This is a genomic window from gamma proteobacterium symbiont of Scutellera amethystina, from assembly GCF_059730845.1.
The window spans coordinates 2,856,885-2,870,911 of the sequence record NZ_AP035935.1; the positions used below are offsets into that span (position 1 = coordinate 2,856,885).

Consider the following 14,027-nt stretch of genomic DNA (forward strand, 5'->3'; position numbering starts at 1 on the left):
TAACGCTATGAAATTCACAGGAACTGTTTCATGGCTTCGCTGCTGCTTATCGATGATCACCCGTTAGTTGAAGTCGCGCTGGAAGCGGCCTGCCTCAACGCCCCCATTCCGTTACAGCTCTACGCCGCCGGCGACGAAGCTCAGGCGCGCCTGCTGCTGCAACAGCATCCTATTGACCTGATTGTGCTGGATATCGGCCTGCCGGACAGCGATGGTCTGGAGCTGCTGCGCCGTCTGCGCGCGCGCCATCAGCAGTGTCCGGTGCTGATTTACTCGGCCCAGCAGAGCCGCCACACGCTGCTCAGCGCCGCTTCGTTCGGCGCGGCCGGCTATGTGGTGAAGAGTCAGAGCATGGCGCAGCTGCTGAGCGCGATTCTGGCGGTGCTGGGCGGCCAGCAGGCGTTTCCGCCGCTGCCGGAGCGCATCGCGCTGCCGCTTACCGAGAAAGAGCAGCAGATTGTCGCGCTGCTGGTGCGCGGGCTGTCGAATATTCAGATTGGCGAACAGCTGCACATCAGCAACAAAACCGTCAGCACGCACAAGAAAAATATCCTTGAGAAGACCGGCGTGCAGTCGGTGGTTGAGCTGGCAGAACTGTGGAAAGCGCAGCAGTGACACGCTGGCTGCCGTTGCTTTTCCTGCTGTTTAGCCTGCTGGCGCGCGCCGGGCTGCAGCCCGCCAGTAGCGTGATGCTGCCCGCCATGATGCCCGCGCCGCACGCCGAGCCGTGGCCGGGACCGGTGCTGCGCGTGGCGGTGCCGGCGCAAAATAGCGCGCCCTGGGCAATGCGCATTGGCGATCGCATCTGGGGCATTGATGCCGACTATCTCAGCGCCCTCAGCCAGCTGAGTGGCAGCGCATTCAGCCTGCACGGCTACCCTGACTTTGCCGCCCAGCTGGCGGCGCTGCAGCGCGGCGACGTGGATATGGTGCTGAGCACCCGCCAGCGCAATCTGCCCGCCGACGTACTGACCAGCGATAGCTGGTTCACCAGCCCGATGCGCATCTACCGCAATCGTGACAATCAGCGCGCGGTGATGTTCAACAGTGACAACGCTCAGCTGACCATCGCCGCCGACACGCTGGCGCAGCTGCCGCAAAACTTTGCACATCGCCACCGCTGGCAGACGCTGCCCGGCAATTTACAGGCGCTGTATGCGCTGCTGAACCAGCAGAGTGACTATCTGGTGGCCGATGAAGCCAGCGCCGGTTTCCTGCTCAGCCAGCTGCAGCAGGGACAGATTTATCAAATCACTGCCGATCCCGGTGCCGGCGAGCTGTCGCTGCGCGCACTAACGCGCGATCCGGCGCTGATTGCCTGGCTCAACCGCCAGCTGCGTTTGCTGCCAGCGGAGTTCAGCAATCGCGTGCAGCAGCGCTGGAGTCCGCCGCTGCTGCGCTATCAGGATACGCAAACCCTGATGCTGACGGGCGCAGAGAAACAGTGGCTGGCGCAGCAGGATGCCATCCCTTATGCCGCCGAGAGCGATAACGCGCCGTGGAGCTATCGCGATGCCAGCGGCAACGCGCGCGGCTTCGGTATTGACCTGCTTAACGCCCTGAGCCAGAGCACCGGCCTGCGTTTCACGCCGCGCTGGGTCAATAATCCGCAGCAGGCCGCCAGTCTGTTGCAGCAGCAGCAGGTGATGCTCAACCTGTTACAGCCGCTGTACGGGGACGATGCTAACCGCACCGCGCTGCCAGTGTGGCGCGCCATCTGGGGCATTTACACGCTGTCCGACAGGCAGCCGATGGACTGGTCCGCGCTGCACGCTCAGCGCGTCGGCGTGCTGCGTGGCGATCTGGCGCAGCGTCTGCTTCCGGCTGAGATCGCGCCCCAGCTGTTCGACGATCGCGCCCAGCTGTGGCAGGCCCTCAACACTGGCCAGATTGATGCAGTGGTGGATAACGTGCTGTCGGCGCGCTGGCGCATGGCCAGCCATGAGGGCAACCGCGTGCATCTCGCGTTTGTGGCCAGCGATATCGCCTGGCCGCTGGCGCCGCAGGTGAGCGCACAGCAGCCGCAGCTGAGCGCCCTGCTCGACCATGCGCTGCAGCAGATTCCGGCGGATACGCTGAACCAGATGCGCGTCAGTTGGTCGCAGCCGCCGCAGCCCGGCACCACCATGACGATGCGCAATGTGCCGCTGCTGATTTTGATTGCGGCCGCCGTGATCATCCTGCTGTTGCTGGTATTGCTGCTGCGCCGCTATCTGCAGCAGCGGCGTGAGCGGTTACAGCGCGAGCAGGCGGAGCGCGCCAACGCCGCTAAAAGCCAGTTTCTCGCCACCGCCAGCCACGAGCTGCGCACGCCGATGCAGGCGATTCTGGGTCTGCTGGAGCTGGAGCAGCAGCAGCATCCGAGCGCGCGGCTCGATCTGATGCACAGCAGCGCCCGGTCGCTGATGACGCTGCTGAACGATTTGCAGGATCATGCGCGTATCGAGAATCACAGCTTCCGCCTGACGCCGCGCCCGCTCGATCTCAGGTTGTGGCTACAGCAGCAACAGCAGTTTTACCACCCGCTGATGCGCGATGGCGGGCCACAGCTGCACGTAGCGGCGCTGACCCCGCTGCCGGCCAGCGTGATGCTCGACAGCGATCGCCTGCAGCAGGTGGTGAACAATCTGGTGGCCAATGCGCTGAAATTTACCCGCCACGGCGAAATCCGCCTGACGCTGGCGGTCACTGGGGATATCGCGCTGACGGTGAGCGACAGCGGCAGCGGCATTCCGCTCAGCGAGCAGGCGCAGCTGTTTGAACCGTGGTATCAGGCGCCGTCGGGCAAGCGCCATGCGGTGCAGGGCAGCGGCCTCGGGCTGTTTATCTGTCGCGAGATTGTACAGCGCATGGGCGGCACGCTGTCGCTGCACTCCGCACCGCAGCAGGGCACCACGGTAAGCGTGCGCCTGCCGCTGGAACCCTGTGCGGCGACGGCGGTGGATGACGCCACGCACTGGCCGCACTATCCGCAGCTGCGCGTGGCGATTGTCGACGATCACCCGACCAATCTGCTGGTGATGCAGCAGCAGCTGGCGAGCTTTGGCATTACTGCGGCGGTGTTTGAGGATGGTCGCGAACTGCTCCGGGCCGATGCGCAGCAGCCGTTTGATGTGCTGTTTATTGACCAGATGATGCCGCGCCCGGATGGCCTGACGCTGCTGCGCATCCTGCGCCGCCGTCAGCGCCAGCGCGTGCAGCCTGCGCTGCGCATACTGTGCTCCGCCGACGTACAGCTGCTGAAACTGCCGCTGCAGGCGCACGAAGCGCAGCTGGTCAAGCCGGTGACTCTGCGGGATATTGCACCGCTGCTGGCGCAGGCGGTGCGCGATCCGTTGCAGGTGTTGCCGGACAGCCTGCAGATTCTGGCGCAGCACAATCCGGCTTTCATCCCGCGTATTTGCCATACCCTGCAGCGTACGCTGCAGCAGGATCATGATGCGCTGCTGCAGGCGAGCGCGGCCGCAGACTGGCCCCAGCTGGCGCGCGCGGCGCACCGCCTGAAAGGCAGCTGGCTGATGCTCGGCATTGACGACGTAGCCGCCCGCTGCCAGCAGCTGGCCGACGCGGCAAAACAGCATCAGCCTGACCCTGATAATCTCAATTTACTGATATCATTAACGAACAGGCTACTTAACCAACTGGAACGTTATGGCACACACTCATTCTCACAGTGAGCACGGCGGCAACCGCACGCGTCTCGCCGCCGCGTTTGGCGTCACCGCGCTGTTTATGGTTGCCGAGGTCATCGGCGGGCTGGTGTCCGGCTCGCTGGCGCTGCTGGCCGATGCCGGACATATGCTTACCGACGCTGCCGCGCTGCTAATGGCGCTGCTGGCCGTGCAGTTCGCCCGGCGCAAACCGAATGCGCGTCACACCTTTGGCTTGCTGCGTCTTACCACACTGGCAGCGTTCGTTAACGCGATCGCGCTGCTGGTGATTACCGTCCTGATCGTCTGGGAAGCACTGCGCCGTTTTTATCAGCCCGAGCCGATTGAAGGCGGCCTGATGCTCGGCATCGCCATTGCCGGCCTGCTGGCGAATCTGCTGTCGTTCTGGCTGCTGCACCGCGGCAGCGAAGAGAAGAATCTCAACGTGCGTGCTGCCGCGCTGCACGTGCTGGGCGACCTGCTGGGTTCGGTGGGCGCAATCGTGGCGGCGGTGATCATCATGCTGACCGGCTGGACGCCGATCGATCCGATTCTGTCGCTGCTGGTGGCGTTGCTGGTGGTGCGCAGCGGCTGGGCGCTGCTGCGCGAAAGCCTGCACGAGCTGCTGGAAGGCGCACCGACGCATATCGACGTGGATAAGCTGGCGCGGGCGCTGACACGTCACATTGATGAAGTGCGCAATGTGCATCATGTGCATGTGTGGCAGGTGGGCGAAAAGCCGGTACTGACGCTGCACGTACAGGTGATTCCGCCGTACGATCACGACGGCCTGCTGCGACGTATTCATCAGTATCTGCACCAGCATTATCAGATCGCCCATGCCACGGTGCAGATGGAGTATCAGCCCTGCGTCGGCCCGGACTGCGAGTTATGCGAGGAGAGCGGCACGCAGCACGAGCACGCAGCGCAGGAAGGCCACGCGCATCACCACCACTAATGGGACAGCGCGCGCGAACCCTGTTCCCGTGCGCTCTGCATCCACAGACGCGTGCCGTTCAGCGCGATCAGCGTCAGGATGGCGTACTCCAGCGCCATGGCATACACGCCCTGACGCGCAAAGATCATCACGCTGATAACGTTGATCACCACCCACAGCAGCCAGTTCTCGACGTATTTGCGCGTCATCAGGATCATCGCCACAATCGACAGCACCATCATGCAGGAATCCCAGAACGGGAAGGCATCCGGCTGCAGCTGCGGCATCACCACGTTAAGGCCGAGCGACTGCATCAGACCCACCGCGGTGCGCGTGAGGAAAGCGAATACCGGGTCGATATAGCGCGTCATCAGCGCAATGGCGATCACGCAGGCGGCGCCCCAGCCGATGGCTTTCGGCAGCGGCAGCCAGCGGATTTTCAGCGCCGCTTCATGGCTGCTGGTCTGCCGGCTCCACGCGTACCAGCCGTACACGTTGGCAACAAAGAAGAACAGCTGCAGCAGCAGGCTGGCATACAGCTGAATCTGAAAGAAAATCACCGCAAACAGCGTGACGTTAATCAGACCAAACAGGTAGTTGATAATTTTTTCCTGGCTGGCGAGCCAGATACACAGCAGGCCGGCCAGCGTACCGATCGCCTCAATCCATGACAGATCGTAGCCGCCGACGCCAATCGGAATGTGAACCAGGATATTGTGTGTGCTAAAGAAGTCCATCATCTGCACCTGTATGAAAACCGCCTCAGGCGTTCCCTTTCAGCGTAAGTTTGAGTTGTGCTGCAAAGTCTAGCATGCGGTTGAGCGGCAGTAACGCCGCCTGACGCAGCGCCGCATCGACGTGAATTTCATGCTGCTCGCCGCCGTGTGCCAGCCCTTCAGCGATAGCCTGCAGGCCATTCATCGCCATCCACGGGCAGTGCGCGCAGCTGCGGCAGGTCGCTCCTTCGCCCGCGGTGGGCGCTTCCAGTAACTCTTTATCCGGTACCGCCTGCTGCATTTTGTAGAAGATGCCGCGATCGGTCGCCACAATCATCTGCGGATGCGGCAGCGTTTTGGCGGCCTGAATCAACTGGCTGGTGGAACCGACCGCATCGGCCAGTTCGACAATCGCCTGCGGTGACTCCGGGTGCACCAGCACCGCCGCGTCAGGATAGAGCGCTTTCATGCGCTGCAGCGCCTGGGTTTTGAACTCATCATGCACGATGCAGGCACCCTGCCAGCACAGCACATCAGCGCCGGTTTGCTGCGTAACGTAACGGCCCAGATGGCGGTCCGGTGCCCAGATAATTTTCTCACCGCGACTGTCGAGGTGTTCAATCAGCTCAACCGCAATGCTGGACGTCACCACCCAATCGGCACGTGCTTTTACCGCCGCCGACGTGTTGGCATACACCACTACAGTCCGATCCGGATGCGCATCACAGAAGCGGTTAAATTCGTCAATCGGGCAACCGAGGTCAAGCGAGCACTCCGCCTGCAGCGTGGGCATCAGCACGGTTTTTTCCGGGCTAAGGATTTTGGCGGTTTCGCCCATGAAACGCACGCCGGCCACCAGCAGCGTTTGCGCCGGATGCTGGCTGCCAAAGCGCGCCATCTCAAGGGAATCCGCCACGCAGCCGCCGGTATCTTCGGCCAGCGCCTGAATTTCCGGATCGGTGTAGTAATGCGCTACCATCACCGCATCGCGTGCTTTGAGCAGACGTTTAATTTCTTCGATGTAACCGGCTTTTTCCTGCGGGCTGAGGCGCGCCGGTTTCGGCGGGAAGGGATAAATGGCGCTTTCAGCATCAAACATTGCACTCATGACACGGCTCTCGTTTTATCGATTTAACAAAATCGCCCATCAGGACGATGATGCGGCATTAAATCCGCCATCGTGTTTTATATGCTAAACACAATAGCGGATTACACCGAGCCTGTCGTGTGATTTTTATGCGGGAAGTACCAGCTGCGCGCCGGCCTGCGCCTGTTGTGGGCTTTCCAGCTCAAGCAGAAACGCTTTTACCGCCAGGCCGCCAGCGAAGCCGGTGAGCTTACCGTTGCTGCCGATAACGCGATGACAGGGCGCCATGATCGACAACGGATTTTTACCGTTGGCAGCCCCGACGGCACGTACCGCTTTCGGGTTGCCGATCTGCTCCGCGATTTGCAGATAGCTGCGGGTTTCACCAAACGGAATGGTGAGCAGCGCCTGCCAGACCTTTTTCTGAAACGGCGTGCCGACCGTGTCGTACGGCATGTCAAACTGCTGGCGCTCGCCAGCAAAGTACTGGCGCAGCTGGCGCTCAGCCTCACAGAGAATCGGATGCTGGTCGTTACGCGCGATCGGTTTCAGCGGCACGCGCTGCGCGCCTTCGTTTTCCCATAAAATGGCTGACAGACCGCGATCCGTGGCAATGAGCGTCAGTTCTCCGACGGGCGTGGTAATGATTTTAGCGTGATACATGTTGCACCTCCGGCATGGGCTATGCGGATGATTATCGCACTTTTGCGCGGCGAAACTGGCTGTTTTCGGCCATGAGCATAAACTGGTTAGCTGTCCGAAAGCAGCCAGTTTTCCATCTGCACCTGCGCGACGATGGTGTTTATTTGCCGGAGACGATGATGTTTGATCCTGAAATTGCCTATCAGGCGCTGACGGCGCGCGACAGCCGTTTCGACGGGGTGTTTTTTGTCGGCGTGACCTCCACCGGTATTTACTGCCGTCCGATCTGTCCGGTGAAAGCGCCGATGCAGAAGAACTGCCTGTTTTTCACCAGTGCCGAAGCGGCTGAAAAGGCGCACTTTCGCCCCTGCCTGCGCTGTCGTCCCGAGCTGGCACCTGGTTCGGCGCCAGTCGATAGTCATCATCGCATCGCCGACCGGCTGATACGCCGTATCGAAGAAGGCTTACTGGAAGAACAGGAGACGCTGGCTGAGATCGCCAGCGAGTTTGACCTGAGTGAACGCCAGCTAAGGCGGGTGATTCAGCAGGAGCTGGGCGTGTCGCCACTTGAACTGCGGCAAACCCGGCGTATGCTGCTGGCGAAGCAGCTACTGACTGAAACCGCATTGCCGGTGACCGAGATTGCCTATGCCAGCGGTTTTCGCAGTCTGCGCCGTTTTAACGACGTGTTCCAGGCTCGCTATCGCATGACGCCTTCGCGTCTGCGTAAGCAGATTCAGACGGAAGCCCTGAATGGTGAGCAGGAGAGCGCCGAACTGCGCCTCAGCTACCGGCCTCCTTATGACTGGGACGCCATCCTCGATTTCCTGCAACAGCGCGTGATGAAGCAAGTCGAGTGGGTCAGCGAGGGCGTTTATCATCGTACTGTGGCGCTCGGTCAGTGTCGTGGCTGGGTGCGCATTAGCCATTTGCCGGAAAAGCAGGCGCTGAAGGTGCAATTTACTACCACGCTGACGCAGGTGCTGCCTGCCCTGCTGCGCCGCTTGCGCGATCTGTTTGATCTGGATGCCCAGCCACAGCGCATCAGCGAGCAGCTCAGCCAGGATCCGCTATTAGCTGCGAGTCTGGCACGCTATCCAGGTTTGCGCGTTCCTGGTGCCTTTGACGGCTTCGAGCTGGCGGTCCGCGCCATCCTCGGCCAGCAGGTGACGGTGAAAGCCGCGACCACGCTGAGCAGTCGCGTGGCGGAGCGTTTTGGCGCGCCCCTCACCACGCCGTGGCCTGCGCTCTCCCGCTTACCGCCAGAGGCCGAATCACTGGCTACTGCAACTCTGGATGATATCGCCAGCCTCGGCATTGTGAGCGCCCGCGCGCAGGCGATCCAGGCACTGGCCGGGGCCTGCGCCTCAGGAGCGCTGCGCTTCAATGGCGCGGTTAATCCGGACGTGGTGCAGCAGCAGTTGCTGGCGCTGAAGGGTGTCGGGCCGTGGACAGCGAGTTATATCGCCATGCGCGCCCTGCGCTGGCCGGATGCCTTCCCGCAAGAGGACATTGCGATCCGCAATAATCTCGGCGGCGTGAGCGCAAAGGTCGCAGAGCAGATGTCACAGGTGTGGCGCCCGTGGCGCAGTTACGCGGTGCTGCATATCTGGAAGAGCCTGACGCCGGATAAGGTAAAAAAGTAGATCAGCTTGAAACCTTGCAGCCAGCCGAAAGTACCGGGCGGTTCCGTAAAGTCGCCGTAAATACGTCCCTGTAGGCTCTGCCGGCGCATCCATGCGCCGGAAGCTTTACTCCACCGCCCGGCCCTTCCGTCTTCTTTGAGCATGGGTGCGATTATCTAAAGCAATGACAAGGCTTGATGGCCAGTTAAGGCGGGAGCGGAAGGAGCGAAGCGTCCGAGCCATGGATGGCGAGGCCGATCCACAGGGATGTGAGGTTCCTTTGCGATCCGCCCCGCCTTATCTGGCCTGAGTACGATCTCAAAGTAACATACCGAACTTCGTAAAAAAGCAAAAAGGCGCCTTTAGGGCGCCTTTCTACATAACTGGTGGGTCGTGCAGGATTCGAACCTGCGACCAATTGATTAAAAGTCAACTGCTCTACCAACTGAGCTAACGACCCGCTCGGGAAGTGGCTTACAACTTTCGACTTGATGGTGGGTCGTGCAGGATTCGAACCTGCGACCAATTGATTAAAAGTCAACTGCTCTACCAACTGAGCTAACGACCCATCAAGGTTGTGAAGCAAACTGAAGTGACATCAAAACTGAATGGTTGAGATGGTGGGTCGTGCAGGATTCGAACCTGCGACCAATTGATTAAAAGTCAACTGCTCTACCAACTGAGCTAACGACCCATCTTCAGTGCTGCCGATACTTGTTAAGATATGTCCCGGCAACGGCGGCATATATTACTGATTTAGCGGGAGGGCGCAACCCTTATTTTCCGCTAAATGTCTCAACTGCTTACCTTTCATGCGGCAAGACCAGAAATCAGACGAAATCCGGTCTTAACTGCAGCAATTACATCGCAGCGAGCCGTTTTTGTGCCTGCTTAGCAGACTCAGAGTTAGGGAACTGTTTGATCACCTGCTGGTAGACCGCTTTCGCTTTCGCTGTATCGTTCTTCTCCTGCATGATCACCCCAACCTTAAACAGCGCTTCCGCCGCTTTTGGCGATTTCGGGTAGTTTTTAACTACAGTGGCAAAATAGTAGGCCGCATCGTCCTTTTTGCCTTTGTTGTAAAACAACTGACCCAGCCAGTAATTAGCATTCGGCTGATAGGTGGAGTCCGGATACTTCTTCACCCACGCCTGCAGCGCAGTAATCGCCTGATCGTACTGTTTCTTCTCAAGAATCAGCGCGACGGCAGCATTGTAATCGGTGTTGGCATCGCCGGTTTGTGCGGGTGCAGCGGCAGCCGTATTGCTGCTCCCCGCATCAGCGTTTCCCGCTGCGGCACCGGCTGCTGCATCGGCACCACCGCTGGCCTGCGCACCATTACTGCTGCTCAGACTGTCGATCTGCTGATAAAGCTGCTTCTGCCGCTCAATCACCTGATTAAGCTGATAACTGTTCTGCTGGATCTGCCCGCGCAGCGAATCGATATCGCTTTGGTTATCACTCATCTGCTGCTGCAACTGCTGCAGAAGCTGAGCCTGGGCATTGGAGATACGTTCAAGAGTGGTGACACGGTCTTCGACCGAGCCTGAGCCAACGCTACTGATTGACGCCTGGGCATTAGCGGCCCAGGGGGCCGCTACGCCAACCAGTAACGACAGACTCAACAGATGAAGTCTGAAGTTACTAATCATGTGATTCTCTTAGTAAACCAGTACGGCACGACGGTTTTTAGCGTAAGCCGCTTCGTCGTGGCCCAGTACAGCAGGTTTCTCTTTACCGTAAGATACGATAGACATCTGGTCAGCAGACACGCCTTTACCCTGCAGGTACATTTTAACGGCGTTAGCACGACGTTCGCCCAGGGCGATGTTGTACTCTGGGGTGCCGCGCTCATCCGCGTGACCTTCGATGGTCACTTTGTAAGATGGGTTGCTGCGCAGGAAAGCAGCGTGCTGATCCAGCATCTGAGCGTATTCAGACTGCACGTCATACTTGTCCAGACCGAAGTAAACGATGTTGTTCTGCTGCAGCTGCTGCATCTGCAGACGCGCCTGCTCGTCAGAAGACATGTTGCCGTTCTGGCCAGCGCCAGCGCCGTATGCACCGTCAGCACCCATACCGGTCTGATCGTTGTTGTTGTTTTTGTGAGAGCTACATGCAGCTACCGCGATAACCGGCAGAGCCAGCATCAAACCCTTCAGCACTTTGTTCAGTTGCATTTCTTTATCCTATTATTTTGTTTGCCATACATTTTACTCCCCCGCCAGGCGAGGGAGCGATGCATCACAGATACGGCGACCAGGCAGGGAATTTGACCTGTCCATCAGTTGCCGGAAGACGCGCTTTGAAACGCCCATCGGTTGAAACCAACTGCAACACGGAACCCATCCCCTGAGTAGAGCTATAGATTACCATCGTGCCGTTAGGAGCCAGACTTGGCGTCTCATCCAGGAACGTGTCCGTTATTGTCTGAACGGCTCCCGTTTCCAGATCCTGTTTGGCGACGTGCTGCGCGCCACCGGCGCTGCTGATCATCACCATCGTTTTACCGTCAGATGACACATCCGCATCCTGGTTCTGAGCCCCTTCCCAGGTAATGCGCTGTGGCGTTCCGCCGTTAACGTTAACTTTGTAAATCTGTGGCGCACCGGCCTGATCCGAAGTGTAAGCCAGCGTCTGGCTGTCCGGGAACCAGGTAGGTTCGGTGCTGTTGTAGCGGCCATCGGTCACCTGACGCGTCTGACCAGAGGCCAGATCCATCACGTACAGGTTCAGGCTACCGGTTTTCGACAGGGCGAAGGCCAGCTTAGAGCCGTCCGGCGAGAAGGCCGGTGCACCGTTGTGACGCGGATAAGAAGCCACCTGACGGATAGCGCCGTTGGCCAGCGTCTGCACCACCAGCGCCGATTTACCGCTTTCAAAGGTCACGTAAGCCACTTTGCTGCCGTCTGGCGACCAGGCCGGTGACATCAGCGGCTGCGGCGAACGGTGTACCACAAACTGGTTGTAACCATCGTAGTCAGACACGCGCAGCTCGTACGGGAACTGACCACCGTTGGTCTGCACCACATAGGCGATACGGGTACGGAACGCGCCTTTGATACCGGTCAGCTTCTCAAACACTTCATCGCTGGCGGTATGCGCAGCATAGCGCAGCCACTGTTTGGTGACTTTATAGGAGTTCTGCGCCAGCACAGTACCCGGTGCGCCACCGGTATCCACCAGCTGATAAGCCACCTGGTAGCTGCCATCGGCGTTCGGCGTAACCTGCCCGACGACCACGGCATCAATACCCAGTGCGCTCCACGCGGCAGGCTGAACTTCCTGTGCGCTGGTCGGCTGCTGTGGCAGACGAGAGCGATCCAGCGGGTTGAATTTACCGCTGTTACGTAAGTCTGCTGCGACGATGCCACCAATATCTTCGGGTGCAGCGCCCGGACCGGCCCACTGGAACGGCACCACACCAATTGGGCGTGCGGTATTAACGCCCTGCGTAATTTCAATGCGTACTTCCGCGTGCAGCATCGCTGCCCACAGCAGTACAAAAAAACCTAAGGTTACACGAAGTGCCTGCTTCATCTTATCTCCCTTATCTGAACCTGAGTTCATGATAATTCGCACAGTTCCTGAAAAAACACGAGTACTCATAGAGTACGGCAAGCTAACCTTAGTTCAACCTGCCGTACGTTACTGCATTATTCTGGTTTGAAACGCATCGGTGCGTTCTTAAACACTTCATATACGGCCTGCGAAGGCGGCTTCGGAATGCGTGCCTGCTTCGCTGCGGTAATCGCCGCCTGACATAGCGCCGGATCGCCGCCTTCAGCTTTCACGTCAATCAGCAAACCATCCGGTGCCAGTTTAATCCGCAAATCACAGCTTTTGCCGCGATACAGATCGGCATCGTAGAAGCGGCTCTGAATCGCACTGGTGATCTGACCCAGATACGCATTCACCTCAGCACCTGAGGCACCGGCCTTCTTCTGATTGCCCTGACCTGCCGCCGCACCACCACCGGAAGCGGCACCGCTTTTCGGCGCATTCTTACCGGAAGAGAGACCGCCTAACAGATCATCCACATCGCTCTCGTTCTTCGCCGCTTCGGCAGCCGCTTTCTTCTTCGCATCGGCGGCCGCTTTAGCTTTCGCCGCCGCATCCGCTTTGGCTTTGGCTGCTGCCTCAGCTTTCGCTTTGGCTTCGGCGGCCGCTTTCTCTTTCGCGGCTTCCGCAGCTTTCTCTTTGGCTTCCTGTGCAGCTTTGGCTTTTGCATCTGCCGCGGCCTGAGCTTTGGCTTCTGCCTCCGCTTTGGCTTTTGCTTCAGCTGCGGCTTTCGCCTGCTGCGCGGCTTTCTCTTTCGCCGCTTCAGCTGCGGCGGCTTTCGCCTGCTCTTCCGCTTTCTTCTTCGCGTCGGCAGCGGCCTGCTTCGCCTGCTCTTCCGCTTTGGCTTTCGCGTCCGCTGCGGCCTTCGCCTGAGCATCGGCCTGCGCTTTGGCATCGGCTTTGGCTTTCGCTGCGGCCGCTTCTGCAGCTTTCTGCTGCTCCTGCGCCTGCTTCGCTGCTGCTTCAGCCGCCTTCTGCTGCTCTGCCTGCTGCTTCGCCTGCTCTTTGGCTTCCTGCTGCGCCTGCAGACGCTCTTTTTCCAGCTCTTTCAGCCGCTGCTGTTCAGCGGCCTGTTTCTGCTGCAACTCTTCCGCCTGCTGCTGTGCCTGCTTCTGGCGCTGCTGCTCGGCGCGCTGACTATCACTCTGCTGATTCTGCTGACGGTTATACTGCTCAACCACCGCGCCAGGATCGACCATCACCGCGTCGATATCACTGCCGCCACCGCCGCCGCTGGCTTCGATATGTTCGTTAAACGAGCTCCAAATCAGCAGGGCGATCAGCACGATGTGCAGAATCACCGAAATGATTATCGCGCGTTTTAACTTCTCGTTCTGCTCGGTTGCCTTCGACACTCTCGGTTCCCAAAAACGGTTCGCGTTAAATCGGCTGCGTCATCAAACCGACGGATTTCACGCCAGCCTGATGCAACAGGTTCAGCGCCTTGATGATTTCGTCGTAAGGCACATCTTTCGCCCCACCAATCAGGAAGACCGTCTTCGGATTGGCTTCAATACGGCGCTGCGCTTCGCTCACCACCTGCTCCGGCGGCAGCTGCGTCATACGATCGTGATCCACCACCAGGCTGTACTGCCCTACCCCGGCCACTTCCACGATCACCGGCGGATTATCGTCGCTGGAAACGGTTTTCGAATCGGTTGCGTCCGGCAGGTCCACTTCCACGCTCTGTGTAATAATCGGCGCGGTTGCCATAAAGATGAGCAGCAACACCAGCAGCACGTCCAGCAGCGGAACAATGTTGATTTCCGACTTAAGGTCGCGACGCCCGCGACCACGGGTTCTGGCCAT

Annotated in this window: 12 protein-coding genes and 3 tRNA genes; 4 read left to right on the forward strand and 11 right to left on the reverse strand. The window is 59.4% G+C overall.

The window, feature by feature from the left end; genetic code table 11:
• Positions 1-30 precede the first annotated feature (30 nt).
• Genes AC6I79_RS13370 through zitB form a run of 3 tightly spaced genes read left to right on the forward strand, consistent with a single transcriptional unit; the run spans position 31 to position 4,608 of the window.
• A complete protein-coding gene (locus AC6I79_RS13370; RefSeq protein WP_238561071.1) occupies positions 31-615 on the forward strand; it encodes a response regulator transcription factor in 585 nt (194 codons plus the stop codon).
• Positions 597-3,677 carry an ATP-binding protein gene (locus AC6I79_RS13375; protein WP_498027331.1) on the forward strand — a complete coding sequence of 1,027 codons (3,081 nt, stop codon included), beginning with the start codon at positions 597-599 and terminating at the stop codon, positions 3,675-3,677. The genes AC6I79_RS13370 and AC6I79_RS13375 overlap by 19 nt, the downstream gene beginning before the upstream one ends.
• Positions 3,652-4,608: a CDF family zinc transporter ZitB gene (zitB, locus tag AC6I79_RS13380; RefSeq protein WP_159378365.1), complete on the forward strand. Its 957-nt coding sequence runs from the start codon at positions 3,652-3,654 to the stop codon at positions 4,606-4,608. The genes AC6I79_RS13375 and zitB overlap by 26 nt, the downstream gene beginning before the upstream one ends.
• On the opposite strand, the gene pnuC is transcribed toward zitB, so the two are convergent.
• The 3 genes from pnuC to AC6I79_RS13395 all read right to left on the reverse strand — a co-directional run bounded on the left by pnuC (position 4,605) and on the right by AC6I79_RS13395 (position 7,053).
• Positions 4,605-5,324, reverse strand: coding sequence for a nicotinamide riboside transporter PnuC (gene pnuC / locus AC6I79_RS13385; protein ID WP_021508522.1), 720 nt, complete (start codon positions 5,322-5,324; stop codon positions 4,605-4,607). The two genes, zitB and pnuC, sit on opposite strands and share 4 nt — an antisense overlap.
• A 25-nt stretch (positions 5,325-5,349) precedes the next feature.
• A complete protein-coding gene (gene nadA / locus AC6I79_RS13390) occupies positions 5,350-6,411 on the reverse strand; it encodes a quinolinate synthase NadA (protein ID WP_159378366.1) in 1,062 nt (353 codons plus the stop codon).
• 126 nt (positions 6,412-6,537) lie between these two features.
• Positions 6,538-7,053 (reverse strand): methylated-DNA--[protein]-cysteine S-methyltransferase, encoded by a 516-nt coding sequence (locus tag AC6I79_RS13395; protein ID WP_058757867.1) that lies wholly within the window; start codon positions 7,051-7,053, stop codon positions 6,538-6,540.
• A gap of 158 nt (positions 7,054-7,211) precedes the next feature.
• Here AC6I79_RS13395 and AC6I79_RS13400 point away from each other — a divergent pair, with 158 nt between their 5' ends.
• Positions 7,212-8,678, forward strand: a complete 1,467-nt coding sequence (locus tag AC6I79_RS13400) for an AlkA N-terminal domain-containing protein (protein WP_159378432.1) — start codon at positions 7,212-7,214, stop codon at positions 8,676-8,678.
• Positions 8,679-9,041: 363 nt separating this feature from the next.
• On the opposite strand, the gene AC6I79_RS13405 is transcribed toward AC6I79_RS13400, so the two are convergent.
• From AC6I79_RS13405 to tolR, 8 genes are all read right to left on the reverse strand, one after another.
• Positions 9,042-9,117, reverse strand: a tRNA-Lys gene (locus AC6I79_RS13405).
• A gap of 32 nt (positions 9,118-9,149) precedes the next feature.
• A tRNA-Lys gene (locus AC6I79_RS13410) sits at positions 9,150-9,225 on the reverse strand.
• Between the two features lie 50 nt (positions 9,226-9,275).
• A tRNA-Lys gene (locus AC6I79_RS13415) sits at positions 9,276-9,351 on the reverse strand.
• Between the two features lie 166 nt (positions 9,352-9,517).
• Positions 9,518-10,309: a cell division protein CpoB gene (cpoB, locus tag AC6I79_RS13420; protein ID WP_058757869.1), complete on the reverse strand. Its 792-nt coding sequence runs from the start codon at positions 10,307-10,309 to the stop codon at positions 9,518-9,520.
• Positions 10,310-10,318: 9 nt separating this feature from the next.
• Positions 10,319-10,837, reverse strand: a complete 519-nt coding sequence (gene pal, locus AC6I79_RS13425; protein ID WP_021508527.1) for a peptidoglycan-associated lipoprotein Pal — start codon at positions 10,835-10,837, stop codon at positions 10,319-10,321.
• Between the two features lie 64 nt (positions 10,838-10,901).
• Positions 10,902-12,197, reverse strand: coding sequence for a Tol-Pal system beta propeller repeat protein TolB (tolB, locus tag AC6I79_RS13430; protein WP_021508528.1), 1,296 nt, complete (start codon positions 12,195-12,197; stop codon positions 10,902-10,904).
• Positions 12,198-12,313: 116 nt separating this feature from the next.
• Positions 12,314-13,573 (reverse strand): cell envelope integrity protein TolA, encoded by a 1,260-nt coding sequence (gene tolA, locus AC6I79_RS13435; RefSeq protein ID WP_021508529.1) that lies wholly within the window; start codon positions 13,571-13,573, stop codon positions 12,314-12,316.
• A 25-nt stretch (positions 13,574-13,598) separates the two neighbouring features.
• Entirely contained in the window at positions 13,599-14,027 is a 429-nt protein-coding gene (gene tolR / locus AC6I79_RS13440; protein WP_021508530.1) for a colicin uptake protein TolR, read from the reverse strand.